This window comes from Massilia sp. BSC265, from assembly GCF_000740675.1.
GTDB lineage: Bacteria > Pseudomonadota > Gammaproteobacteria > Burkholderiales > Burkholderiaceae_D > Telluria.
Window position 1 is genome coordinate 259,812 of the sequence record NZ_JPXI01000033.1, and the last position, 21,570, is coordinate 281,381.

Annotated in this window: 19 protein-coding genes and 3 tRNA genes; 10 read left to right on the forward strand and 12 right to left on the reverse strand. The window is 64.7% G+C overall.

Annotated features, from left to right (window positions below; translation table 11 throughout):
- The first annotated feature begins 139 nt into the window (after positions 1 to 139).
- Both MA09_RS13340 and MA09_RS13345 read left to right on the forward strand, forming a co-directional pair.
- Entirely contained in the window at positions 140 to 2,422 is a 2,283-nt protein-coding gene (locus MA09_RS13340) for an ATP-binding protein (protein ID WP_051933423.1), read from the forward strand.
- Positions 2,391 to 2,846 carry a response regulator gene (locus MA09_RS13345; protein WP_036249205.1) on the forward strand — a complete coding sequence of 152 codons (456 nt, stop codon included), beginning with the start codon at positions 2,391 to 2,393 and terminating at the stop codon, positions 2,844 to 2,846. The genes MA09_RS13340 and MA09_RS13345 overlap by 32 nt, the downstream gene beginning before the upstream one ends.
- On the opposite strand, the gene MA09_RS13350 is transcribed toward MA09_RS13345, so the two are convergent.
- Positions 2,828 to 4,483 carry a response regulator gene (locus MA09_RS13350; RefSeq protein WP_036249207.1) on the reverse strand — a complete coding sequence of 552 codons (1,656 nt, stop codon included), beginning with the start codon at positions 4,481 to 4,483 and terminating at the stop codon, positions 2,828 to 2,830. The two genes, MA09_RS13345 and MA09_RS13350, sit on opposite strands and share 19 nt — an antisense overlap.
- Before the next feature lie 160 nt (positions 4,484 to 4,643).
- On the opposite strand from MA09_RS13350, the gene MA09_RS13355 reads away from it, so the two are divergent.
- The 6 genes from MA09_RS13355 to MA09_RS25310 all read left to right on the forward strand — a co-directional run bounded on the left by MA09_RS13355 (position 4,644) and on the right by MA09_RS25310 (position 8,580).
- Positions 4,644 to 4,973 carry a hypothetical protein gene (locus MA09_RS13355; protein WP_036249209.1) on the forward strand — a complete coding sequence of 110 codons (330 nt, stop codon included), beginning with the start codon at positions 4,644 to 4,646 and terminating at the stop codon, positions 4,971 to 4,973.
- Positions 4,974 to 5,042: 69 nt separating this feature from the next.
- Entirely contained in the window at positions 5,043 to 5,381 is a 339-nt protein-coding gene (locus tag MA09_RS13360; RefSeq protein ID WP_036250039.1) for a metalloregulator ArsR/SmtB family transcription factor, read from the forward strand.
- A complete protein-coding gene (locus tag MA09_RS13365; RefSeq protein ID WP_036249216.1) occupies positions 5,371 to 5,808 on the forward strand; it encodes a YeeE/YedE family protein in 438 nt (145 codons plus the stop codon). The genes MA09_RS13360 and MA09_RS13365 overlap by 11 nt, the downstream gene beginning before the upstream one ends.
- Positions 5,805 to 6,218 carry a YeeE/YedE family protein gene (locus MA09_RS13370; protein ID WP_036249218.1) on the forward strand — a complete coding sequence of 138 codons (414 nt, stop codon included), beginning with the start codon at positions 5,805 to 5,807 and terminating at the stop codon, positions 6,216 to 6,218. The genes MA09_RS13365 and MA09_RS13370 overlap by 4 nt, the downstream gene beginning before the upstream one ends.
- 81 nt (positions 6,219 to 6,299) lie before the next feature.
- Positions 6,300 to 8,327 (forward strand): amidase, encoded by a 2,028-nt coding sequence (locus MA09_RS24135; RefSeq protein ID WP_229440701.1) that lies wholly within the window; start codon positions 6,300 to 6,302, stop codon positions 8,325 to 8,327.
- A gap of 22 nt (positions 8,328 to 8,349) precedes the next feature.
- Positions 8,350 to 8,580, forward strand: a complete 231-nt coding sequence (locus tag MA09_RS25310) for a hypothetical protein (protein WP_229440702.1) — start codon at positions 8,350 to 8,352, stop codon at positions 8,578 to 8,580.
- Positions 8,581 to 8,663: 83 nt separating this feature from the next.
- Here MA09_RS25310 and MA09_RS13385 read toward each other — a convergent pair.
- Positions 8,664 to 8,739 (reverse strand) — tRNA-Asn (locus tag MA09_RS13385).
- Positions 8,740 to 8,867: 128 nt separating this feature from the next.
- On the opposite strand from MA09_RS13385, the gene purT reads away from it, so the two are divergent.
- Entirely contained in the window at positions 8,868 to 10,076 is a 1,209-nt protein-coding gene (gene purT, locus MA09_RS13390) for a formate-dependent phosphoribosylglycinamide formyltransferase (RefSeq protein ID WP_036249227.1), read from the forward strand.
- Positions 10,077 to 10,166: 90 nt separating this feature from the next.
- On the opposite strand, the gene MA09_RS13395 is transcribed toward purT, so the two are convergent.
- From MA09_RS13395 to MA09_RS13410, 4 genes are all read right to left on the reverse strand, one after another.
- A tRNA-Asn gene (locus tag MA09_RS13395) sits at positions 10,167 to 10,242 on the reverse strand.
- Between the two features lie 68 nt (positions 10,243 to 10,310).
- Complete coding sequence (locus MA09_RS13400; protein WP_036249229.1) at positions 10,311 to 11,069, reverse strand: alpha/beta fold hydrolase; 759 nt, start codon at positions 11,067 to 11,069, stop codon at positions 10,311 to 10,313.
- A 125-nt stretch (positions 11,070 to 11,194) separates the two neighbouring features.
- Positions 11,195 to 11,270 (reverse strand) — tRNA-Asn (locus MA09_RS13405).
- A 113-nt stretch (positions 11,271 to 11,383) separates the two neighbouring features.
- Complete coding sequence (locus MA09_RS13410) at positions 11,384 to 12,595, reverse strand: amino acid aminotransferase (RefSeq protein ID WP_036249231.1); 1,212 nt, start codon at positions 12,593 to 12,595, stop codon at positions 11,384 to 11,386.
- Between the two features lie 126 nt (positions 12,596 to 12,721).
- Between MA09_RS13410 and uvrB the strand changes: the two genes are divergently transcribed.
- Positions 12,722 to 14,818 (forward strand): excinuclease ABC subunit UvrB, encoded by a 2,097-nt coding sequence (uvrB, locus tag MA09_RS13415; RefSeq protein WP_036249233.1) that lies wholly within the window; start codon positions 12,722 to 12,724, stop codon positions 14,816 to 14,818.
- A 66-nt stretch (positions 14,819 to 14,884) separates the two neighbouring features.
- Here uvrB and MA09_RS13420 read toward each other — a convergent pair whose 3' ends face one another.
- The 6 genes from MA09_RS13420 to MA09_RS13445 form a co-directional block, all read right to left on the reverse strand.
- The gene (locus MA09_RS13420) at positions 14,885 to 15,994 is read right to left on the reverse strand and encodes a trypsin-like serine protease (protein WP_036249236.1); all 1,110 of its coding nucleotides are present in this window, start codon (positions 15,992 to 15,994) and stop codon (positions 14,885 to 14,887) included.
- Positions 15,995 to 16,260: 266 nt separating this feature from the next.
- Positions 16,261 to 16,725: an RES family NAD+ phosphorylase gene (locus tag MA09_RS13425; protein ID WP_036249239.1), complete on the reverse strand. Its 465-nt coding sequence runs from the start codon at positions 16,723 to 16,725 to the stop codon at positions 16,261 to 16,263.
- Positions 16,726 to 16,807: 82 nt separating this feature from the next.
- Complete coding sequence (locus tag MA09_RS13430; protein WP_036249241.1) at positions 16,808 to 18,823, reverse strand: ATP-binding protein; 2,016 nt, start codon at positions 18,821 to 18,823, stop codon at positions 16,808 to 16,810.
- A gap of 85 nt (positions 18,824 to 18,908) precedes the next feature.
- Positions 18,909 to 19,505, reverse strand: a complete 597-nt coding sequence (locus MA09_RS13435; RefSeq protein WP_036249244.1) for a MarC family protein — start codon at positions 19,503 to 19,505, stop codon at positions 18,909 to 18,911.
- Between the two features lie 174 nt (positions 19,506 to 19,679).
- A complete protein-coding gene (locus tag MA09_RS13440; RefSeq protein ID WP_036249246.1) occupies positions 19,680 to 20,219 on the reverse strand; it encodes a phosphoribosyltransferase in 540 nt (179 codons plus the stop codon).
- A 31-nt stretch (positions 20,220 to 20,250) separates the two neighbouring features.
- Positions 20,251 to 21,567: an adenylosuccinate synthase gene (locus MA09_RS13445; RefSeq protein ID WP_036249248.1), complete on the reverse strand. Its 1,317-nt coding sequence runs from the start codon at positions 21,565 to 21,567 to the stop codon at positions 20,251 to 20,253.
- Between the last annotated feature and the right edge of the window lie 3 nt (positions 21,568 to 21,570).

Sequence of the window (21,570 nt, forward strand, 5' to 3'; positions counted from 1 at the left end):
AGCAATACCGGCCGCGCGTTTGACTCGCTATTGACTTGTATATACATATGCAAGCTTGGAAATTACCCACCCTCCGTTCGATCTGCCGGATTTGACGTTACAATACCGAATTGTATCTTCAGCAGGCCTTCCGTTTGACATGACCCAGGCACCCTCCGACACCATCGACCTCAGCCGCTGTGCGGACGAACCGATCCGCACGCCTGGCAGCATCCAGCCGCACGGCTTCATGCTGACGCTGTCGCCGGCGGCGCTCGTGGTGCAGCAGGCCAGCGCCAACCTCGGAACCTGGACCGGCATGCCGGCACAGGAAGCCATCGGCCAAGCGCTCGTGCAGGTGGTAGGCGAAACGGCCGCGGCGCGCATCGCCGCCGAAATCGACGCCAACCCGGTGGTGTCGCGTCCTGCCTATATCGGCACGGTCACCACCGGCAATGGCGCCCACTTCGACGTCCTCGTCCACGTCTGGGACAGCCTGCTGATCCTCGAATTCGAAGCGGTCGACCGCCGCCGCGCCGCCGACTTTCGCAACCTGTATCCACTGATCGGCGACTTCCTCGTCAAGGTCAACCAGCCGGCCTCGATCGCCGAGATGTCCGAACTGGCTGCGCGCCGCGTGCGCGAAGTGACGGGCTATGGCCGGGTGATGGTCTACCAGTTCGACACCGACGGCCACGGCCGCGTGATCGCCGAATCGAAGGCAGACGGCTACGAGTCCTACCTGGGGCAGCACTTCCCGGCCAGCGACGTACCGGCCCAGGCGCGCGCGCTGTATACGCTCTCGCCGATCCGCGTGATCCAGGATGCCAACTACGTACCGGCCCCGCTGCTGCCCGAGCTGAACCCGATGACCGGAGCGCGCAACGACCTCTCCTTTGCAGCGCTGCGCAGCGTTTCGCCGGTGCACCTGCAGTACATGCGCAACATGGGCACCCTGGCCTCGATGTCGGTATCGATCATCGTCAAGGGCAAGCTGTGGGGCCTGATCTCCTGCCACAACGCCGAGCCTTGCCCGGTGTCGGTGGAAAAGCGCACCGCCTGCGAGCAGCTGGGCCAGATCCTGGCGCTGTGCATCGAGTCGCGCGAAGACGCCCATGAACTGCAGTTCCGCCTGGACGTGCGCCGCATCATGGTCGAAATGCTGGGCCACCTGACCAAGGGCGCCGACCTCCTGGAAAACATGAGCGGCGTGTTCCCCGAACTGCTGCGCTTCGGGCGCGCGGGCGGGGTCGCCATCGTGGTCGACGACCGCGTGCTGACCTACGGCGACACGCCGGACGAGCCGCAGATCCGCGCGCTCGCCGACTGGCTGTCGGTGCATGGCCATACCGAAGTGTTCCACACCGACCACCTCAAGAGCGTCTATCCTGCCGGCGCCGACATGGTGCGCAATGCCAGCGGCCTGCTAGCCCTGCCGATCTCGCGCATCCACCAGCATTACCTGCTGTGGTTCCGTCCGGAGGTGGTGCAGACCATCGAATGGGCCGGCAACCCGCACGGCAAGCTGGCTTCGCCGAACGACCCGCGCCAGCTGACGCCGCGCCTGAGCTTCCAGGCCTGGCGCGAGACCATCCACGGCCGCAGCCTGCCCTGGCACACGGCCGAGATCGAGCTGACGGTCGAGTTCCGTAGCGCCCTGCTGGGCATCGCGCTCGAGCGCGCCGAGCAGATGGCCGAACTGGCCGAGGAACTGGGCCGCGCGAACAAGGAACTCGAAGCCTTCTCGTATTCGGTCTCGCATGACCTGCGCGCGCCCCTGCGCCATATCGTCGGGTTCTCCGACCTCCTGATCGAGTCGGGGGGCGCGGAAGACCCGGAGCGGCGCCAGCGCTTCCTGAAGAACATCAAGGAGTCGGCGCGCCTGGCCGGCAAGCTGGTGGACGACCTGTTGTCTTTCTCCCAGATGGGGCGCGCCGCACTGCGTCCGACCACCGTGGACATGAACGACCTGGTGTCCGCCTGCATCGACAAGCTCGGCATGGAGATGCAGGGCCGGAACGTCGAGTGGCATATCGAGTCGCTGCCCCCGGTCTGGGCCGATCCGGCCTTCCTGTACCTGGCGGTGTTCAACCTGCTGTCGAACGCGGTGAAGTTCACCGGCCAGCGCGACCCTGCGGTCATCACCATCACCTCCGAGGAAGACGCCGACTTCACGAGCTTCCACGTGGCCGACAACGGCGCCGGCTTCAACATGGACTACGTCCACAAGCTGTTCGGCGTGTTCCAGCGCCTGCATCGCATGGAAGACTTCCAGGGCACCGGCATCGGCCTGGCCAACGTGCGCCGCATCGTCGAGCGCCACAACGGCCGCGTCTGGGCCACGTCCGTCAAGGGCCAGGGCGCGACCTTCTCCTTCAGTATCCCGAAACACCATCCCACCGAGGCCAACGATGCTCAAGCCTATTCTTCTCGTCGAAGATAACCCGAACGACCTCGAACTGACGCTGATTGCGCTGGCAAAGAGCCAGCTGGCCAACGAGGTGGTCGTCGTGCGCGACGGCGCGGAGGCGCTCGACTACCTCCATCGCCGCGGCGAGTTCAGTGAACGCCCGGCCGGCAACCCGGCCGTGATCCTGCTCGACCTGAAGCTGCCCAAGGTGGACGGACTCGAAGTGCTGAAGGAAATCCGCGACACCGATGCCCTCAAGAGCATCCCGGTGGTGATGCTGACCTCGTCCAAGGAAGAGCAGGACGTGCTGCGCAGCTACGAGCTGGGCGTGAACGCCTATGTGGTCAAGCCGGTCGACTTCGCCGAATTCGTGCGCGCCATTGCCGACCTGGGGATCTTCTGGGCGGTCCTGAACGAACCGCCGCCGGGCTCGCGCCGTTACGTCAAGCCCAAGTGATCCTGCCGGGCTGCTTGCTGAGCTGACATGCCGCCTTTCTGCTCGCGCTTCGCGCGGCGCAGCAGGTGGCGGATGCGCGCGCTCAGCGTCTCCGGATGGTAGGGCTTCTGCAGCAGGTGCACCGACGCGTCCAGCTTGCCCTCGTGCGCGAGCACGCCTTCGGCATAGCCCGAGGTGTACAGCACCTGCACGTGCGGCAGGCGGCGGCGCACGATGTCGCCCAGCTGCAGGCTGCTGACCGGTCCCGGCATGATCACGTCGGTGAACACCAGGTCGATGTGGCGGCCGCTGTCGACGATCCTCAGCGCGCTTTGCGCGTCCTCCGCTTCCAGCACCTGGTAACCCAGCGCCGACAGGATGCCGCAGGTCGAGCTGCGCACCTCGAGCTCGTCCTCGACCACCAGGATCGTCTCCAGGCCGCCGGCCAGCGGCATGCTGTGCATGGGCTCGACCGCCGCCGGCGCGGCGTCGCTGCGCGGCAGGTAGATGCGCACGCTGGTGCCCTGCCCCACTTCGCTGCGCAGCACGATCTCGCCGCCCGACTGCTTCACGAAACCATAGGCCATCGACAGCCCCAGCCCGGTGCCCTGACCGGTCGGCTTGGTGGTGAAGAAGGGTTCGAAGGCGCGCTGCAAGACTTCCTGCGGCATGCCCTTGCCGGTATCACGCACCTCGATGAGGATGAAATTCCCCTGCTGGACCTCGTGCGGCAATTCGTCCGGGTCCACATTGCAGGCGCGGATGGTCAGGGTGCCGCTGCCGGCCATGGCGTCGCGCGCATTGATCGCCAGGTTCAGCAGCACATTGTTGAGCTGGTTCGGGTCGACCATGGTGCTGCCCAGGCCGGGCTCGATCTCGGTGACGACGCGCGCGCTCGGGCCGAGCACGCGGCGCATCATGTCGTCCATCTCGCGCAGCAGGTGGCCGGGATCGACCACCACCGACTGCAGCGGCTGGCGCCGTGCGAAGGCCAGCAGGTGCGCGGCCAGCTTGGCGCCGCGCTCGACGCCGGAGAGCGCCATCTCGACGCGCGCCTTGGCGCTGTCGTTCAGGTTGCCGACCAGCTTGAGCAACTGCAGGTTGCCGCCGATGATCTGCAGGACGTTGTTGAAGTCATGGGCGACGCCGCCGGTGAGCTGGCCGATCGCTTCCATTTTCTGTGCCTGGTGCAAGGCCGACTGGCTGGCGGCGAGCTGCTCCTGGCTGACGCGCAGCGAGGCAAACGCGGCATCGCGCTGGCGCCGCGCGATGCAGGCGCCGCTGTGGTAGCGCACGCGCGCCACCAGCTCGCGCGGGTCGGGCCATTTCACCAGGTAATCGTTGGCGCCCACGGCGAAGGCCCTTGCCTTGATCTCGGGGTCGTCTTCGGAAGACAGGACGATGACGGGGACGTCTTCGGTATCGGGATGGGCGCGCAGGCGCGCGGTGACGTCGAAGCCGTCCAGGTCCGGCATGCGCAGGTCGACCAGCACGACCGTGGCGCGCACCTCGCGCGCCACTTCCACCGCGCGCGCCGGACTCGACTCGTAGCACAGGGTGTGGCCGGCACAGCCTTTCAGACCGTGGGCAATGATGTCCTGCGCAAAGGGCTCATCGTCGATGAGGAGAACGGAGCATTCGGGGCGATCGTCAATCATTGCGGCAGGCTCGTTGATGTGTCACGATCTTGCAAAAAGGTAAGCATTGATTCTACTACATTCTGGAGATCCGGCGCACGATTGACGGATTGCGCGGCATGACCGTATTGACGACCCAATGCATCTTGCAAGTCAACGAGGCGCCGCCATCTGATGCAGCATGCCTAAACGCCGGCCAGAACCGATCGATACAGCCCCTGTCGAAGACGCGCACTGCCCGTTGTGCGGCCGCGTGCTCGGCGCGGTCAACATCGACCGCCACCACCTGATCCCCAAGACTTTCAAGGGCAAGGAGCAGTTCCCGATCCACAAGATCTGCCACCGCAAGATCCACTCGGCTTTCACCGAGCGCGAACTGCTGCAGACCTATCACACCTGGGAAGCGCTGCGCGGGCACGCGGACATCCGCGCCTTCATCGACTGGGTGGCGAAGAAGCCGCCGGATTTCTATACCCGCACCTATACCTCGAACAAGAAGAAGTTCCGCTGAACCTCCGTGCAGGTACGGCAACATCAATATATAATTTTATATATTGATGTCTTCCATGAGGTGAATACCGTGAACAGTCCCGCATCCGCGGACCTGGCCCGGCTGGAAGCAGCGGCAGGCGAAGCCAGCCAGTTGCTGAAGGCCTTGTCGAACCGGGACCGGCTCCTGCTGCTGTGCCAGATGACGCAGGAGGAGCGCTCGGTCGGCCAGCTCGAAGCCCTGACCGGCGTCCGCCAGCCGACCCTGTCGCAGCAGCTGACGGTGCTGCGCGAGGAAGGCCTGGTGGCCACCCGTCGGGCGGGCAAGCAGGTGTTCTACCGCATTGCCAGCCCCAAGGCCCTCGCCGTGCTGCAACTCCTTTATTCCCTCTACTGTCCAGGCGACGGGGAGCACCGCGATGAACATTGACATGGCCAGTTTCACGCCCTGGACGTCGCTGGCGGGCGGCCTGCTGATCGGTGCCGGCATCGCGCTCTTCGCCCTGCTGGCGGGCCGGATTGCCGGCATCAGCGGCATCGTCGGCGGCCTGCTGCGCCCGGCGCGCGGCGAGACCGGCTGGCGCGTCGCCTTCCTGGCAGGCCTGGTCGGCGCACCGTTCGCGTTCGCGCTGTTCATGCCGCTTCCCGACATCCGCGTCGACGCGGGGGTGCCGCTGCTCCTGCTGGCCGGGCTGCTGGTCGGTGTCGGCACTCGCTACGGTTCCGGCTGCACCAGCGGCCACGGCATCTGCGGCCTGTCGCGCCGCTCGCCGCGTTCGATTGCCGCCACCGCCGCCTTCATGGCGGCCGGTTTCCTCACCGTCTGGCTGCTGCGCCACGTGCTGGAGGTGGCATGACGATCCTCTACGCCCTCCTCGCCGGCTTTGTATTCGGCATCGGCCTGCTGCTGTCGGGGCTGGCCAATCCGGCCAAGGTGCTCGCCTTCCTCGACCTGGCCGGCGACTGGGATCCGTCGCTGCTGTTCGTGATGGGCGGCGCCCTGCTGGTGGCGGCGCCGGCCTTTGCCTGGATTGCGCGGCGCGGACGTACGCTCGACGGTGCCCCGCTTCACCTTCCGCCAAAGGGACGCATCGACCGCCGCCTGGTGCTCGGCAGCCTGGTGTTCGGCGCCGGCTGGGGCCTGGCCGGCTACTGCCCCGGCCCGGCCTTCGTGTCGCTGGCCTGGGGCGGCCTCGAACCCTTGCTGTTCGTGGGAGCGATGGTGGCGGGCATGGCCGTATTCGAGCTGCTTGAAAAACGGCGCTGAGCGCGCCTTTGCTTAACAAGCGCTTGACAAGCGCGGGCGCAGCGGATTTCATGCGATGCAGGTTCAACAACAGGCTTGCCCATGAAATTCCATGAGTACCTCGGCCACGATGCCACTTCCCTTGCCTCGCTGGTGGCGCGCGGCGAGCTCAGTCCGCTCGAACTGCTGGACCTGGCGCTGGCACGCCATCACCAGGTGCATGGCCGCGTCAACGCCGTGGTTCGCTTGATGGAAGACGAGGCGCGCCGCCAGCTGCAAGGTCCATTGCGCGGACCGTTCGCCGGCGTGCCCTTCCTGCTCAAGGACACGCTGCAGGACTATGCCGGCCTGCCCACCACCAATGCCAGCCGCGCCATGCGCGCGCACGTGCCGAGGGAACATGCGGCCGTGATGCGGCGCTACCTGGAGGCCGGCCTGGTCGTCTTCGGCAAGACCAACCTGCCGGAATTCGCGCTCAAGGGCGTGACCGATCCCATACTGTTCGGCCGGACCAGCAATCCGTGGAACCTGGCGCACACGCCGGGCGGCTCGAGCGGTGGCGCCGCGGCGGCCGTGGCGAGCGGCATCGTGCCGATGGCGGCCGGGAACGACGGCGGCGGCTCGATCCGCATCCCGGCGGCATGCTGCGGCCTGTTCGGCCTGCGGCCCTCGCGCGGGCGCGTGTCTGCCGGGCCGGATGTGGGCGAAGTCTGGTTCGGCGCCTCGAGCGAAGGCGTGCTCTCGCGCAGCGTGCGCGATTCCGCGCTGGCGCTCGACGTGCTGCAGGGCGCCGAGCCGGGCGATCCCTTCGTCATCGCCCCGCCCGCCGCGCCCTACGCGGAACTGATGCGGCGCGATCCCGGCCGGCTGCGCATCGGCTTCACGGCCGTTTCGCCGATCGGCACCGAAGTGCATCCGGAAGCGATGGCAGCGGTGCGCCATGCGGCGCAACTGCTGCGGGGGCTGGGGCACGAGGTGGACGAAGCGGCGCCCGAGATCGACGGCGCGGCGCTGGCAAGCAGCTACCTGCACATCTACTTCGGGCAGGTGCCTTCGCTGGTGGCGCGCATGAAGGCGCTCGGCGCCAGCGGCGGCGAGCCGGAGCTGATGACGCGCCTGCTGGTGACGCTGGGCAGCGCGATCAAGGCGCCGGCCTTGAGCACCCAGCTGGCGCAGTGGAATACCTTCGCGCGGGCACTGGGACGCTTCCACCAGCGCTATGACATGCTGCTCACGCCGACGCTGGCGCACCCGCCCGTGAAGCACGGCGCCGGCGACCTGCCGGCGGCCCAGCAAGCCCTGCTGGACTTGCTCCAGCGCACCGGCATGCTCGGCCTGCTGGCGCGGCTCGGGCTGCTGGACAGCACGGTGGAGAGAATCGCGCGGGACAATCTGCGTTATGTGCCGTTCACACAGCTGTCGAACCTGACGGGGACGCCGTCGATGTCGGTGCCGCTCTACTACACCGCGGATGGCTTGCCGCTGGGAGTGCAGTTCGTGGCGCCGTTCGGGGGGGGAGGATCGGTTGCTGCAGCTGGCGCATCAGCTGGAGGGGACGCAGCCGTGGTTCGGTCGCTTGCCGGCAATGACGCGGGAGGGCTCGTCCGTACACGGGACAGCCGAGGTCAGCGCTGCATGATTTTCCGGCGCCGTCAGTATCATGGCGCTACCATACAACTTTCAAAAATCAATACGCGGAGGAAGGGTGAACTCGATCAGCACTGCATTGCAATCGATTTATGGAACGACCGAACAGATTGGCAAACACCTGGATACGGTCGTTTCAGACATGAAGAAGGCCGACAACCCAGCCGTAGCCCGAACCGGCCACGTCATCGAATCCGCCAAGCTCGGCTTTGGCATCGGTTACACGACACCGGTCGTGATTGTTGCATTGGGTCAAATGATCCTCGGGCATCCTCTGCAGGCGGTCGCATCTGCTGCTGCAATGGCGGTCAATCCGTTTGCCATCACCTGTGCCGCTGTCGGCGCCATTTATTATGGCTGGACAGCCTTGAGCGAAGAGGAGCGGGACGCCGTCGTCGCACGCTTGAGCGTGGGCCTCGAAGTCGGCACCGAACTCGTTCGTTCAATCGCCTTTTATGTCATCAAGCTCATCAAGGAGCTTAGCAGCCCGGAACTCATACAAGGAATGAAGGCCTCGTTCTTGCAAGGCATGGAGGCATGCGCGGACAAGCTGGGTGAATTGACCACCTTCGTCAGAGATCAGCTCTCGACTGTCTATACGTCGATCGCCACCGAAGACAAGAGCCGGTTTCCTCTGCCGCAGGCCGACGCGGAACAAAAGGCATTGCAGCAGAGGCTTGCGCAACTGATTGCAGCAGATCGTGAAAGCGCAGGCGTCTTGACCGACAAGGGCTGAGTAGACGAGACCGGCTCACGGTCCTGGCGCAGCGCCACCGAAAAAACAAAAAGGGCCGCATTCACATGCGGCCCTTCGTATTCTGGCTCCCCGACCTGGACTCGAACCAGGGACCTGCGGATTAACAGTCCGTCGCTCTACCGACTGAGCTATCAGGGAAAGGAGGCCGCATTATAGCGGCCCGATCTGGATTTGACCAGTGCTTCGCGAAAACATGTCATGGGCGGCAGGCTGGACGTGCGTTTGCTATAGTCCCACGCTCCTTCGCTTTCCAGATTTGCCATCCCATGACGATCCCACGCACATTCGGTACTCCCCTCTCCCCTTCCGCCACCAAGGTCATGCTGCTCGGCTCCGGAGAGCTGGGCAAGGAAACCATCATCGCCCTGCAGCGCCTGGGCGTGGAGACCATCGCGGTCGACCGCTACCCGAACGCGCCCGGCCACCAGGTGGCGCACCGCGCCCACGTCATCGACATGCTTGACGGCGCCGCCCTGTCCGCCCTGATCGCGCTGGAAAAGCCCGACCTGGTGGTGCCGGAAATCGAGGCCATCGCCACCGAGACCCTGCTGGCGCTGGAAGAAGCCGGCAGGATCACCTGCATCCCGACCGCGCGCGCCGCGATGCTGACCATGAACCGCGAAGGCATCCGCCGCCTGGCCGCCGAGGAACTCGGCCTGCCGACCTCGCCCTACCGTTTCGCCAGCAGCCTCGAAGAACTGGAACAGGCCTGCGCCGCGGTCGGCTTCCCCTGCGTGGTCAAGCCGGTGATGTCCTCGTCCGGCAAGGGCCAGTCAAAGCTCGACAGCGCCGCAGACGTGGCCAAGGCCTGGGAAGTCGCCGCCAGCGGCGGGCGCGTCGACGCAGGCCGCGTGATTGCGGAAGGCTTCATCGACTTCGACTACGAGATTGCCCTGCTCACGGTGCGCTCGGTGGGCGCCGATGGACAGGTCGAGACCAGCTTCTGCGAGCCGATCGGACACAAGCAGGTGCAGGGCGATTACGTCGAATCCTGGCAGCCGCACCCGATGAGCCCAGCAGCCCTGGCGAGCGCACGCGACATCGCGGGTAAAGTGACGGCCGACCTGGGCGGCTGCGGCGTGTTCGGCGTCGAGCTGTTCGTGAAAGGCGACATGGTGTGGTTCTCGGAAGTGAGCCCGCGCCCGCACGACACCGGCATGGTGACCATGGCCAGCCAGGTGCAGAGCGAGTTCGAGCTGCACGCCAAGGCCGTGCTGGGCCTGCCGGTAGACGTGTCGCTGCGGGCGCCGGGCGCCTCGGCCGTCATCTACGGCCAACATGAGGCTGCGGGCATCGCGTTCGAAGGCGTGGCCGAGGCGCTGCGCGTGCCGGGCGCGGACCTGCGGCTGTTCGGCAAGCCGGAGTCGTTCGCACGCCGGCGCATGGGGGTGGCGCTGGCGACGGCGGAGGATGTCGAGACGGCGCGCCAGCGGGCGCTGGAGGCGGCTTCGCGGGTGAAGCCTGTGATCCGCTGATTGCCGCCTGGACGGCGCCGACCCACGCGGCGCCTGAGCAGCCACCGTAGAAACAAAAAGGGCCGCATTCGCATGCGGCCCTTCGTATTCTGGCTCCCCGACCTGGACTCGAACCAGGGACCTGCGGATTAACAGTCCGTCGCTCTACCGACTGAGCTATCAGGGATTAGAGGCCGTATTATAGCAGCGCTTTTCGATTTCGCGAAGTCCCGCGCTAACGAAAAGCAAGCTTCCTTAGCGCTGCGTCCGCCGGATCAGTGTCGACAACGCCTCCAGCACCACCTGCGGCTCCGACATCTGCGGGAAATGCGCACTCCTCTTCGCGATCACACGCTCGCCCAGCGGCGACAGGCGCGCCAGCGCCTCCTGGTTGCGTTCACGCTCGCGCTGCGCCTCCATGGGCACCATCCAACGCGGCAGCCGCTTGCCGCCCGATAGCACGGTGACGGGAATCAAGGGGAACTCCGGCGCCTCCGCAATCTCGGCCACCGTCTCCGCCTCGTTGCTCACTTCGTCGTTTGGATCCGGGGGCGAGACACGGTCCAGCAGTCCGGTGACGGCACGCTGCAGCCTTGAGCGGTAGCGCTTCATGTTGAGCACGTCGTCAGGCGCGGTCGCCTCGAGGAACAACACGCCGCATGTCTCCTCTGGATAGACGCGCGCAAACAGGTTCGCATGGAGCCCGCCGAAGGAATGCCCCACCAGCAGGAAAGGCGGCCTGGCGCCGATCTCGCGCAACAATGCGCGCAGCTGCAGGATGACGGTCGTGCCCATCTGCGCCTCGCGCGGGCGGGCGCTGCCGCCGACACCGGGGCGGTCGTAGGTCACGACCGCACCCAGTTGCTCAATCTCCGGAAACAGCTTGAACCAGCCTTCGAGCGTGCTGCCGGTGCCGCCAAGCATGACGATGGTCGGACTACCCTGCCCCGACTGCGAGAAACGCAGCACCTGTCCCGCGACCGCAATCCGTTTGCTCGATGGTAGATGCTTCACTTGTCTGATCCTGATGAGATGGTGTTGCCAGCTTACCTAGTTTGCATGCGAACCCGCAACTACCAAAACACATCCGTAGGCAAAAACAAAAAAGCCACATCTTGCGATGTGGCTTTCTGGAATTCTGGCTCCCCGACCTGGACTCGAACCAGGGACCTGCGGATTAACAGTCCGTCGCTCTACCGACTGAGCTATCAGGGAATTGATGACAGCATTATATGTTTGCAGTGACAGCGTGTCAAATTCGACTTGTGTCGCGCAGCCACTTCTGCTGCTCTTCGGAAACGATGTGCTGTGTCCGAAGAGCCAAGATTTTAAAGAACTTTCGCCACGGCGTCAACGACGCGGTCGAGATTGGTCGAGTTCAGGGCGGCGACGCAGATGCGGCCGGTGTCGACCGCATAGATCGACTGCTCGCGCAGCTTGGCCACCTGCTCTTTCGTCAAGCCCGAGTACGAGAACATGCCGACCTGCTCGCGCACGAATTCGAAGTCGTGGCCAGGAGCTTTCTCTTTCAGCTTCTCGACCATCACATTGCGCATTTCCTTGATGCGCACGCGCATCGCGGCCAGCTCGTCTTCCCACAGCTGGCGCAGTTCCGGCGTGGCCAGCACGGTGGCGACCACCTTGCCGCCATGGGTCGGCGGGTTCGAGTAGTTGGTGCGGATGACACGCTTCAGTTGCGACAGTACCCGCGCGGTTTCTTCCGCGCTGGTGCCGACGATCGACAGCGCGCCGACGCGCTCGCCGTACAGCGAGAAGGACTTCGAGAACGAGTTCGACACCAGCAGCGGGATCCCGGTCTCGGCGAAGCGGCGCACCACGGCGCCGTCTTCCGCGATGCCGGCGCCGAAGCCCTGGTAGGCCATGTCGAGGAACGGGACCAGGCCGTTATTGACGACGGCCTCGATCACCTGGCCCCACTGCTCCTGGGTGAGGTCGGCGCCGGTCGGGTTGTGGCAGCAGGCGTGCAGCACGACGATCGAGCCGCGCGGCATGGCGTTCAAGGAGGCCAGCATGCCGTCGAAATTCACGCCGTGGGTGGCCGGATCATAATAGGCGTAATTGTTGACGGCGAAACCGGCGCTCTCGAACAGCGCGCGGTGGTTTTCCCAGCTCGGGTCGCTGATGTAGACGCTTGAGTCTGGCGAGAAACGCTTGAGGAAGTCGGCGCCCAGCTTGAGCGCGCCGGTGCCGCCCAGGGCCTGCACGGTGATCGCACGCTTCTCTTGAATTACGGCGCTGTCGGCCCCAAATACCAGCTCTTGCACGGCCTTGTCGTAACTCGCCAGCCCTTCGATCGGCAGGTAGGTACGCGGCGCCGGCTGCTCCATCAGTTTCGCTTCCGCCTTCTGCACGCACTGCAGCAAAGGAACCTTGCCATTATCGTCGTAGTAGACGCCCACCCCCAGGTTGATCTTGGCCGGATTGGTGTCGGCGTTGAATGCTTCGGTAATGCCCAGGATCGGGTCGCGGGGGGCCATTTCGATGGCGCCGAAGAGGCTGGAGGAGGCTGTGGAAGTCATCGTGATAGACTGAATAAACTGAGTAAGTTTGCCGGTGGTTCGCAGCGGTTGTAGAGAACGACACTGCTTGTATAGTCATGCTGCAGTGCCGCAAGCGGATTCCCATTCTAGCAAAGGTCTGAAAGTATGGCAGATTTATCCATCGCAAATGCTCCGGAACCGACCGTCATCACCTACCCCGGATCGCCCTTCAAGCTGCACCAGCCCTTCCCGCCGGCCGGCGACCAGCCGACCGCGATTGCCGGGCTGGTGGAAGGCATCAATGACGGCCTGATGTATCAGACCCTGCTCGGGGTGACCGGCTCCGGTAAAACTTACACGATGGCGAACGTGATCGCGCAGGCGGGCCGTCCGGCCATCGTCTTCGCGCCCAATAAAACGCTGGCGGCCCAGCTGTATGCGGAGTTCCGCGAATTCTTTCCGCAGAACGCGGTCGAGTATTTCGTGTCGTACTACGATTACTACCAGCCGGAAGCCTACGTGCCGCAACGCGACCTGTTCATCGAAAAGGACTCGTCGATCAACGAGCACATCGAGCAGATGCGCCTGTCGTGCACCAAGTCGCTGATGGAACGGCGCGACGTGGTCATCGTGGCCACGGTGTCGGCCATCTACGGTATCGGTAACCCGAACGAATACCACAAGATGATCCTGACGCTGCGCCACAAGGACAAGGTGGCGCAGCGCGACATCATCGCGCGCCTGATCCAGATGCAGTACACCCGCAACGAGATGGACTTCGCGCGCGGCAGCTTCCGCGTACGCGGCGACACCATCGACATCTTCCCCGCGGAACACGCGGAGCTGGCGATCCGCGTCGAGATGTTCGACGACGAGATCGAATCGCTCCAGCTGTTCGATCCGCTCACCGGACGCGTGCGCCAGAAGATCCCGCGCTTTACCGTCTACCCGGGCTCGCACTACGTGACGCCGCGCAGCACGGTGCTGCGCGCGGTGGAATCGATCAAGGCCGAGCTGCGCGACCGCCTCGAGTACTTCCGCAACGAGAACAAGCTGATCGAGGAACAGCGCCTCGAGCAGCGCACCCGTTTCGACCTCGAGATGCTGGCCGAGATCGGCTTCACGAAGGGCATCGAGAACTACTCGCGCCACCTGTCCGGCTCGATGCCGGGCGAACCGCCGCCGACCCTGATCGACTACCTGCCGAAGGACGCGATCATGTTCATGGACGAATCGCACGTGATGATCGGCCAGCTCAACGCGATGTACAACGGCGACCGTTCGCGCAAGGTCAACCTGGTCGACTACGGCTTCCGCCTGCCCTCGGCGCTGGACAACCGGCCGCTGAAGTTCCAGGAATTCGAAGGCAAGATGCGCCAGACGGTCTTCGTCTCCGCGACGCCGGCCGAGTACGAAAAGGAAAAGGCCGACAACGTGGTCGAGCAGGTGGTGCGCCCCACCGGCCTGGTCGACCCGAAGGTCATCGTCAAGCCGGCGCGCTCGCAGGTGGAAGACCTGATGAGCGAGATCACCGACCGCATCGCCAAGGACGAGCGCGTGCTGGTGACCACGCTGACCAAGCGCATGGCCGAGCAGCTCACCGAATACCTGAGCGACCACGGCATCAAGGTGCGCTACCTGCACAGCGACATCGAGACGGTGGAACGCGTGGAGATCCTGCGCGACCTGCGCCTGGGCACCTTCGACGTGGTGGTCGGCATCAACCTGCTGCGCGAGGGCCTGGACTTGCCGGAGGTCTCGCTGGTGGCCGTGCTGGATGCGGACAAGGAAGGCTTCCTGCGTTCCGAGCGTTCGCTGATCCAGACCATCGGCCGCGCGGCGCGTAACCTGAACGGCGTGGCGATCCTCTACGCCGACCAGATGACCGACTCCATGAAGCGCGCGATCGACGAGACCGAGCGCCGCCGCGCCAAGCAGATCGCCTTCAACGAGGCCAACGGCATCACGCCGAAGGGCTTGAACAAGAAGATCAAGGACATGATCGACGGCGTCTACAGCAACGCCGCGCAGCGCGCCATGGTCGAGGGCGTGCAGGACGAAGCGGCGACGGCCAAGGTCGAGTCGATGAGCGAGAAGCAGATCAGCAAGGAGATCAAGCGCCTCGAGAAGCTCATGGTCGACCACGCCAAGAACCTCGAGTTCGAGAAGGCGGCGCAGGTGCGCGACCAGCTGCATGTGCTCAAGCAGCAGGCCTTCGGGGCGCCGGGGGCGGACAATGTGGTGTCGATGCTGGGCAAGTAAGCGAGGCCGTAAAAAGCAAAGCCGTTCCCTCTGGATGTGGGAACGGCTTTTTTCTGTCAACGCCGATTACTTCATTGCACGGCGGCGGCGCGCGCCCAGCATCAGCAGGCTGCCCAGGCCCAGCAGGGCCATGCTGCCCGGCTCAGGCACGAAGCGGATGACGCCACCGGCCGCATTCTGCAGGAAGTCCCCGTAGGTGCTCAGCACCATGCCGCCGAAGAGGGAACCGAACGAACCTGCCGGCTGGCCGCGCAGGTCGATGCCGAAGGTATTGTTCGCAACCAGCATCAGTTCACCATACATCTCGATAAAGGCCGGACCGCCCGAGTCTCCGCCGCCGATATTGGTTTCGACGTCGTTCGGCAGCACCGGCGTGCAGACCCCGAAAAAGCGGCAGCTCGAGTCCTTGCCGTTGCCGTCGAAGTCGGCGTAATACACTTCGGCCGGACCGCGGAAGCCCTGCTCGTCGTCGCCATCGAAGACGTCGATATAGTTCTCGCCGACGCGCTTCACATCGAACAGGGGGTCGACGGTATAGCCCGACACGCCGTCGCCCGAGGTGCCGTAGCCTGCCAGGATAATGCGCTGGCCGGCGCTCAGCGGGGTGTTCGCGATCGCGTAGATCCTGGCGGAAGCCGGCGCATCCTCGGACAGCGTGACCAGGGCGACATCGTCATTGGCGCATCCCGTGCTGCCGTCCGGGCAGATGTTGAAACCCTGGTAGTCCTGGTGGACCGCGAAGGACGAGGCCCGGATGACCTTCTTTTCGCCCGTGTTCTCGTAATAGGCGCCATTGCTGTTGAACACCACGCTGACGCTGCTGCCCGGTTTGTTCAGGTCGACATAGGTTCCATTGCCCTGGGTATCGACACAGTGGCCGGCCGATACCACCTGGCGCTTTCCGACCAGCGCACCGGAGCAGATGAAGCCCTCGCCGTCATACTGGATGAACAGGCTGACCACGCCGGAAAATCGCGACGAACTCACGTTCGGGTCGATACGCTTGTCCGGGCTGTCCGGCGGCGTGCCGTTCGGATCGCCGGCAACGATCAATGGCGAGATACTACTGCTTGGCACGACCAGGCCGGCATGTGCGAACGAAGCCGTTCCCAGCATGAGGGCGGCTGCGACGAATGTGCTGACCGTATTCTTGAGCGAGTTTTTCCGATTCGGCATTCTGTGTCCTTATGATTTTTTATGGTTCACAAGATCATGGTGATCACTGCGATTCCCATAAGAAAGCATTAAGCGTGCCAATCGGAAATTGCTGTTTCAATTCAATTGTTTGTGCAATTTATCCCAGTCTGCCTTGTTAAATGTAAAGTCTTCCGACGAAGAGATTCACAATGGAAAATGCTGAGTTTATGGGAACTGACTATCCGGGTGGCGAGCACCGGCTTGGCGCCTTCAGGAAGCGCGCCGATACGATGCCGGCCCTGGAGTCATTCCGCCTGTTTGATCATGCGCGGGTCGAAGCTGAAAGTGCGTACGATGGACAGCGTCACATCCTCGTAGGCCGGGTGCTCCGGATTGATGACCAGGTTCACGCCTTCGCCCACGATGACCGAGGGCACGCGCATGTAGAGATGGTGGCACTTCTGCAGGAAGGAGGTGCCGAATTCGGTCGCGCTGCCGCCGTCATCGAGGTCGTCCCAGCCTTCCGGCAACTCTTCGCGGCTCACGTCCATACCTAGTTCGGGATCGTCGGGCAGGTCTACCGCGACCAGCACCAGCCCTTCCTCGTCGCCTTCAGAGTGGACGAACTTCTCGAGCACCGCCAGTTCCGCCGTCATGGCCGAATACAGGGCCGGGCAACCCTCGGCATGCCAATGTCCGCCGCTCTTGCGCGCACCTTCGCAGCTCCGGTCCAGGGCCACGTCTTCGTCTGCGATTCTCCAGGTTCTCATGCGAGCCTTTGTCCCCCTATTGTCCCGGGACCAGCATACACCGGCTTGCAATGAAGCCTGCGCACGGATGGGGATGCAAGAGTCAGTCGACCTGGCCGCGCACCTCGGCCAGAATGCGCAGCAGCTCCGACAGGTCTGCCGGCTTGACCAGGTGCCGGTCGAAACCGGCCTGGCGCGCCCGTTCGCGGTCGTCGCTCTGGCCGTAGCCGGTCAGCGCGATCAGCATCGCATTGGCGGTATCGGGCGACGCGCGCAGGCGGCGCGCAAGCTCGTGGCCGTCCATGTCGGGCAGGCCGATATCGAGCAGCATGACCTCGGGCCGTTCGCGCAGGGCGCGCGCCAGGCCGCCCGTGCCGTCGTATTCGACGCTCACCACATGGCCATGCGCCTCGAGCAGCGTGGCCAGCATCTGCGCGGCGTCGGCATTGTCATCCACCACCAGCACCCGCACCGCGCCTTCTCCAACGTGATGGTCCGGTTGCTGCGGCTCGTGCGCCGCCGCATCCGACAGCAGCGGCAGACGGACCACGAATTCGCTGCCTTTGTTCGGGCCCGCGCTGTGGGCCGCCACCCGCCCGCCGTGGAGGGCCACGAGGCTCTTCACCAGCGCCAGGCCGATGCCCAGGCCGCCCTGCGAGCGGTCGGGCGTGCGCTCAGCCTGGGTGAACAGGTCAAAGATATAGGGCAGCATCTGCGGCTCGATCCCCTGCCCGTTGTCGCAGACCGCGACCACGGCTTCGCCACCCTCGCTGGTCACGCGCAAGACGATCCTGCCGCCCGGGGGAGTGTACTTGGCCGCATTGTTGAGGATATTCGAGACCACCTGCACCAGGCGCGCGCGGTCGCCCGACACGTGCAGCGCTTGCTCCGACAGCGCCAGTTTCAGCTCGTGGCGCCTCATGTCCAGCAGCGGGCGCACCTGCTCGACGGCGCCATGGACGATCGCGACGACATCCAGGTCTTCCTTCTCGATCTCGGCCAGTCCGCGTGTCACGCGCGAGACGTCCAGCAGGTCGTTCACGAGGTCCGTCATATGCTCGGCCTGGCGCACGATGATGTCGCTGGCGTGGCGCGCGCGCTGCGGATCGAGCGTGCCGCGCTGGAGCAGCTGGGCCGCGGTCGTGATCGGCGCCAGCGGGTTGCGCAGCTCATGGGCCAGCATCGCCAGGAACTGGTCCTTCTGGCGGTTGGCGGCGCGCAGCTCGTCCTCCACCCGCTTGCGCATGGTGACGTCGCTGCCCTCCACGAAGATACCTTCGACGTCGCCCCTGGGTCCGCGGATCGGCTGGTAGACGAAGTCGACGAAGCGTTCTTCCAGCGGCCCGTTGGCCTCGCGCTGCACGCGCAGCGGCACCGCGTGGCCGACAAAAGGCTGGCCCGACTGGTAGACCTGGTCGAGCAGTTCGAAGAAGCCCTGGTTCGCAACCTCGGGCAGGGCTTCGCGCGCGGGCTTGCCGATCAGTCCCCGCTGGCCGATCAGCTGCATGTACGACTGGTTGGTAATCTCGAAGACGTGGTCCGGGCCGCGCAGCACGGCCAGGATGCCGGGCGCCTGCTCGAACAGGGTCATCAGGCGCTGGTTCTCTTCGTTGCGGTAGCGCTCGGCGAGCACTTCGGCGGTGGTCTCGACGCAGGCGCAGAACATGCCCGCCACCGTGCCGTCTTCGTCGCGCACCGGCGAATACGAAAAGCGGAACCAGGTATCCTCGTCGTAGCCGTGCCGGTGCATGCGCAGGGGCATGCGGTCCATGTAGGTGGAATCGCCCTTGAGCGCACGTACGATCAGCGGGTGCAAGTCGTCCCAGATTTCGCGCCAGACGTCATGGAAGCGCTTGCCCAGCGCCGCAGGATGTTTTTCACCCAGTACAGGCACATAGGAGTCGTTGTACAGGAAGCCCAGCTCCGGCCCCCAGGCCACGAACATCGGGAACTTCGAATTCAGCATCAGCCCGACCGTGGTGCGCAGCGCCTGCGGCCAGGTGCGCGGATGGCCGAGCGGAGAATGCGACCAGTCGTGCGCCCGCATCATGGCCCCCATCTGCCCGCCCCCGCTGAGGAAGGGCAGCCATTCGGCAGGAGTCTCGTGTTCGGGTTTCATGCTTGAGTAGAAACGGATGTGGCCGCGCGCGTGATCGAGCCAAAAGTGTGCCAGAAAGGCGGCGTTCGACCCCGCACGGCTGCCCTCATAGTGTCTGTACAAATTCACGGATGCCGCCCAGCAGCATCTCGACCGACATGGCCGTCAGGATCAGGCCCATCAGGCGCTCGAATGCGGTCATGACCTGCGGCCCGAGGCGCTGCTGCAGTTTCTCCGCGCTGAGGAAAACCGCCAGCCAGACCACGCCGACGGCGGCCAGGGCAGCCACGTGCACCATGGTCTCGGAGATGCTGCCGGCACTGAACAGCAGCACCGTGGCCAGCGCCGAAGGCCCCGCCAGCGCGGGAATCGCCAGCGGCACGATGAAGGGTTCGCCGCCCTCATTCCGGCCGAGCACGCCGTCCGGATGCGGGAAGATCATGCGGATCGCGATGATGAGCAGGATGACCGCCCCGCCGATGCGCAGCGCCACCGGAGACAGGTGCAGGGCCGCCAGGAAGTGCTGGCCGAAGAACATGAACACCAGCAGCAGCAGGAAAGCAATGGCGCATTCGCGCACCACGATGCGGGCGCGGCGTTCGATCGGGACTTCCTTGAGGGCTGCGACGAACAGGGGAACGTTGCCGAAGGGGTCGGTGACGAGGATCAGGAGAATGAAGGTCTGGAAGAAGCTTTGGGTCATGGGATTCTTATTGTTGACGTACCCGATTGCCAGGATTTTGCAATCTTAACAGAGAAACAGCATGCAAGGACTATCTATGCGGAAATCACTTATGCATCAGGTAAATACAAAAGCGGGGAAGGTGTTTCCACGCTTCCCCGCTTTCTGAGAGTCGGCGCCTTCCGGCAGCCGCGATTACTTCTCGAACTTCTTCATCCACGCCGCCAGCTGGTGCGGACGCAGGCCGTCGTAGTCTTCGAACGGCTGGTGGATCCACGGGTTGTGCGGCAGGTCTTCCAGGTGGTAGTCCGGCTTGAAGCTTGACGTGCCCTTCACCCAGATGACGGCCGAGCGCACTTCGGTGACGTCCGGGTAGTTGTTCTGCAGGTGCTCGCGCACCTTCTGCAGGGTCACGCCCGAATCGGCCAGGTCATCGACCAGCAGGATGCGGCCGGCCAGCGGGCCCTTGGTCATCGTCATGTACTTGGCGATGTCCAGGTTGCCCTGCTTGGTGCCCGCTTCTTCGCGGTAGGAGCTGGTCGACAGGATCGCCAGCGGCACATCGAAGATGCGCGAGATCACGTCGCCGGGACGCACGCCGCCGCGCGCCAGGCACAGGACCATGTCGAACTTCCAGTTCGATTCATACACTTGCAGCGCGAGGCGCTCGACCAGGCGGTTGTACTCGTCCCACGAAACCCAAAGGTCCTTGTCGGTCGATGCAGGGGTGTTCATTTCAGGTAATCCTATTGTTATACGTTGGTGCTTATGCTGCGAACGGATGGCGCAGCACGATGGTTTCCACGCGGTCCGGGCCGGTCGACACCATGTCGATCGGCACGCCCACCAGTTCTTCGATGCGCTTGATGTAGGCGCGGGCGTTGGCCGGCAGCTCTTCCATCGACTTGGCGCCGACGGTCGATTCGGTCCAGCCAGGCATCTCTTCGTAGACAGGTTCGCACAGCGCGGCTTCTTCGGCGCCGACCGGGAAGATGTCGACGTTGCGGCCGTCGATCTTGTAGCCGGTGCACAGTTTCAGCGACTCGATACCGTCCAGCACGTCCAGCTTGGTCAGGCACATGCCCGACACGCCGTTGATCTGCACCGAGCGGCGCAGCAACGCGGCGTCGAACCAGCCGCAGCGGCGCGCACGGCCGGTCACGGTGCCGAACTCGTGGCCCACGCGCGACAGGTGCTCGCCGACGCCGGCGTCGGTCGGCAATTCGGCCGGGAACGGGCCCGAACCCACGCGGGTCGTGTAGGCCTTGGTGATGCCGAGGATGTAGTGCAGCATGCCCGGGCCCACGCCGGCGCCGGCGGCGGCGTTACCCGCCACGCAGTTCGACGAGGTGACGAACGGATAGGTGCCGTGGTCGACGTCGAGCAGCGAGCCTTGCGCGCCTTCGAACAGCAGGCTGCCGCCGGCCTTGTGCGCGGCGTACAGGGCCGAGGAGACGTCGCCCACCATCGGACGCAGGCGCTCTACCTGTGCCATCGCGTCGTCGTAGGTCTGCTGGAAGTCGATCGCTTCGGCGCCAAGGTAGTTCACCAGCACGTGGTTGTGGTACTCGAGGTTTTCACGCAGCTTCTCGGCGAAGCGCTCTTCGTTGAGCAGGTCGGCGATGCGGATCGCGCGGCGGGCGACCTTGTCTTCGTAGGCCGGGCCGATGCCCTTGCCGGTGGTGCCGATCTTGTTCTCGCCGCGCTTGGCTTCGCGTGCCTTGTCGATGGCGACGTGGTAAGGCAGGATGACCGGACAGGCTTCCGAGATCTTCAGGCGCGACACCACTTCGATGCCGGCGGCCTGCAGCTTGTCGATCTCGCGCATGACGTCCGGGACCGAGACGACGACGCCGTTGCCGATGTAGCAGGCCACGCCTTCGCGCATGATGCCCGACGGGATCAGCTGCAGCGCGGTCTTCTGGCCCTTGATGACCAGGGTGTGACCGGCGTTATGGCCGCCCTGGAAACGGACGACGCCGGCCGCATGGTCGGTCAGCCAGTCGACGATCTTACCCTTGCCTTCATCGCCCCACTGGGTGCCGATGACAACGACGTTCTTTGCCACGTTAGTATTTGACATCAC

Coding starts and splice junctions, on each gene's coding strand:
- MA09_RS13340 (WP_051933423.1), top strand. CDS start 140: ATGACCCAGGCACCCTCCGACACCATCGACCTCAGCCGCTGTGCGGAC.
- MA09_RS13345 (WP_036249205.1), top strand. CDS start 2,391: ATGCTCAAGCCTATTCTTCTCGTCGAAGATAACCCGAACGACCTCGAA.
- MA09_RS13350 (WP_036249207.1), bottom strand. CDS start 4,483: ATGATTGACGATCGCCCCGAATGCTCCGTTCTCCTCATCGACGATGAG.
- MA09_RS13355 (WP_036249209.1), top strand. CDS start 4,644: ATGCCTAAACGCCGGCCAGAACCGATCGATACAGCCCCTGTCGAAGAC.
- MA09_RS13365 (WP_036249216.1), top strand. CDS start 5,371: ATGAACATTGACATGGCCAGTTTCACGCCCTGGACGTCGCTGGCGGGC.
- MA09_RS13370 (WP_036249218.1), top strand. CDS start 5,805: ATGACGATCCTCTACGCCCTCCTCGCCGGCTTTGTATTCGGCATCGGC.
- MA09_RS24135 (WP_229440701.1), top strand. CDS start 6,300: ATGAAATTCCATGAGTACCTCGGCCACGATGCCACTTCCCTTGCCTCG.
- MA09_RS25310 (WP_229440702.1), top strand. CDS start 8,350: ATGAAGGCCTCGTTCTTGCAAGGCATGGAGGCATGCGCGGACAAGCTG.
- purT (WP_036249227.1), top strand. CDS start 8,868: ATGACGATCCCACGCACATTCGGTACTCCCCTCTCCCCTTCCGCCACC.
- MA09_RS13410 (WP_036249231.1), bottom strand. CDS start 12,595: ATGACTTCCACAGCCTCCTCCAGCCTCTTCGGCGCCATCGAAATGGCC.
- uvrB (WP_036249233.1), top strand. CDS start 12,722: ATGGCAGATTTATCCATCGCAAATGCTCCGGAACCGACCGTCATCACC.
- MA09_RS13420 (WP_036249236.1), bottom strand. CDS start 15,994: ATGCCGAATCGGAAAAACTCGCTCAAGAATACGGTCAGCACATTCGTC.
- MA09_RS13425 (WP_036249239.1), bottom strand. CDS start 16,725: ATGAGAACCTGGAGAATCGCAGACGAAGACGTGGCCCTGGACCGGAGC.
- MA09_RS13430 (WP_036249241.1), bottom strand. CDS start 18,823: ATGAAACCCGAACACGAGACTCCTGCCGAATGGCTGCCCTTCCTCAGC.
- MA09_RS13435 (WP_036249244.1), bottom strand. CDS start 19,505: ATGACCCAAAGCTTCTTCCAGACCTTCATTCTCCTGATCCTCGTCACC.
- MA09_RS13440 (WP_036249246.1), bottom strand. CDS start 20,219: ATGAACACCCCTGCATCGACCGACAAGGACCTTTGGGTTTCGTGGGAC.
- MA09_RS13445 (WP_036249248.1), bottom strand. CDS start 21,567: ATGTCAAATACTAACGTGGCAAAGAACGTCGTTGTCATCGGCACCCAG.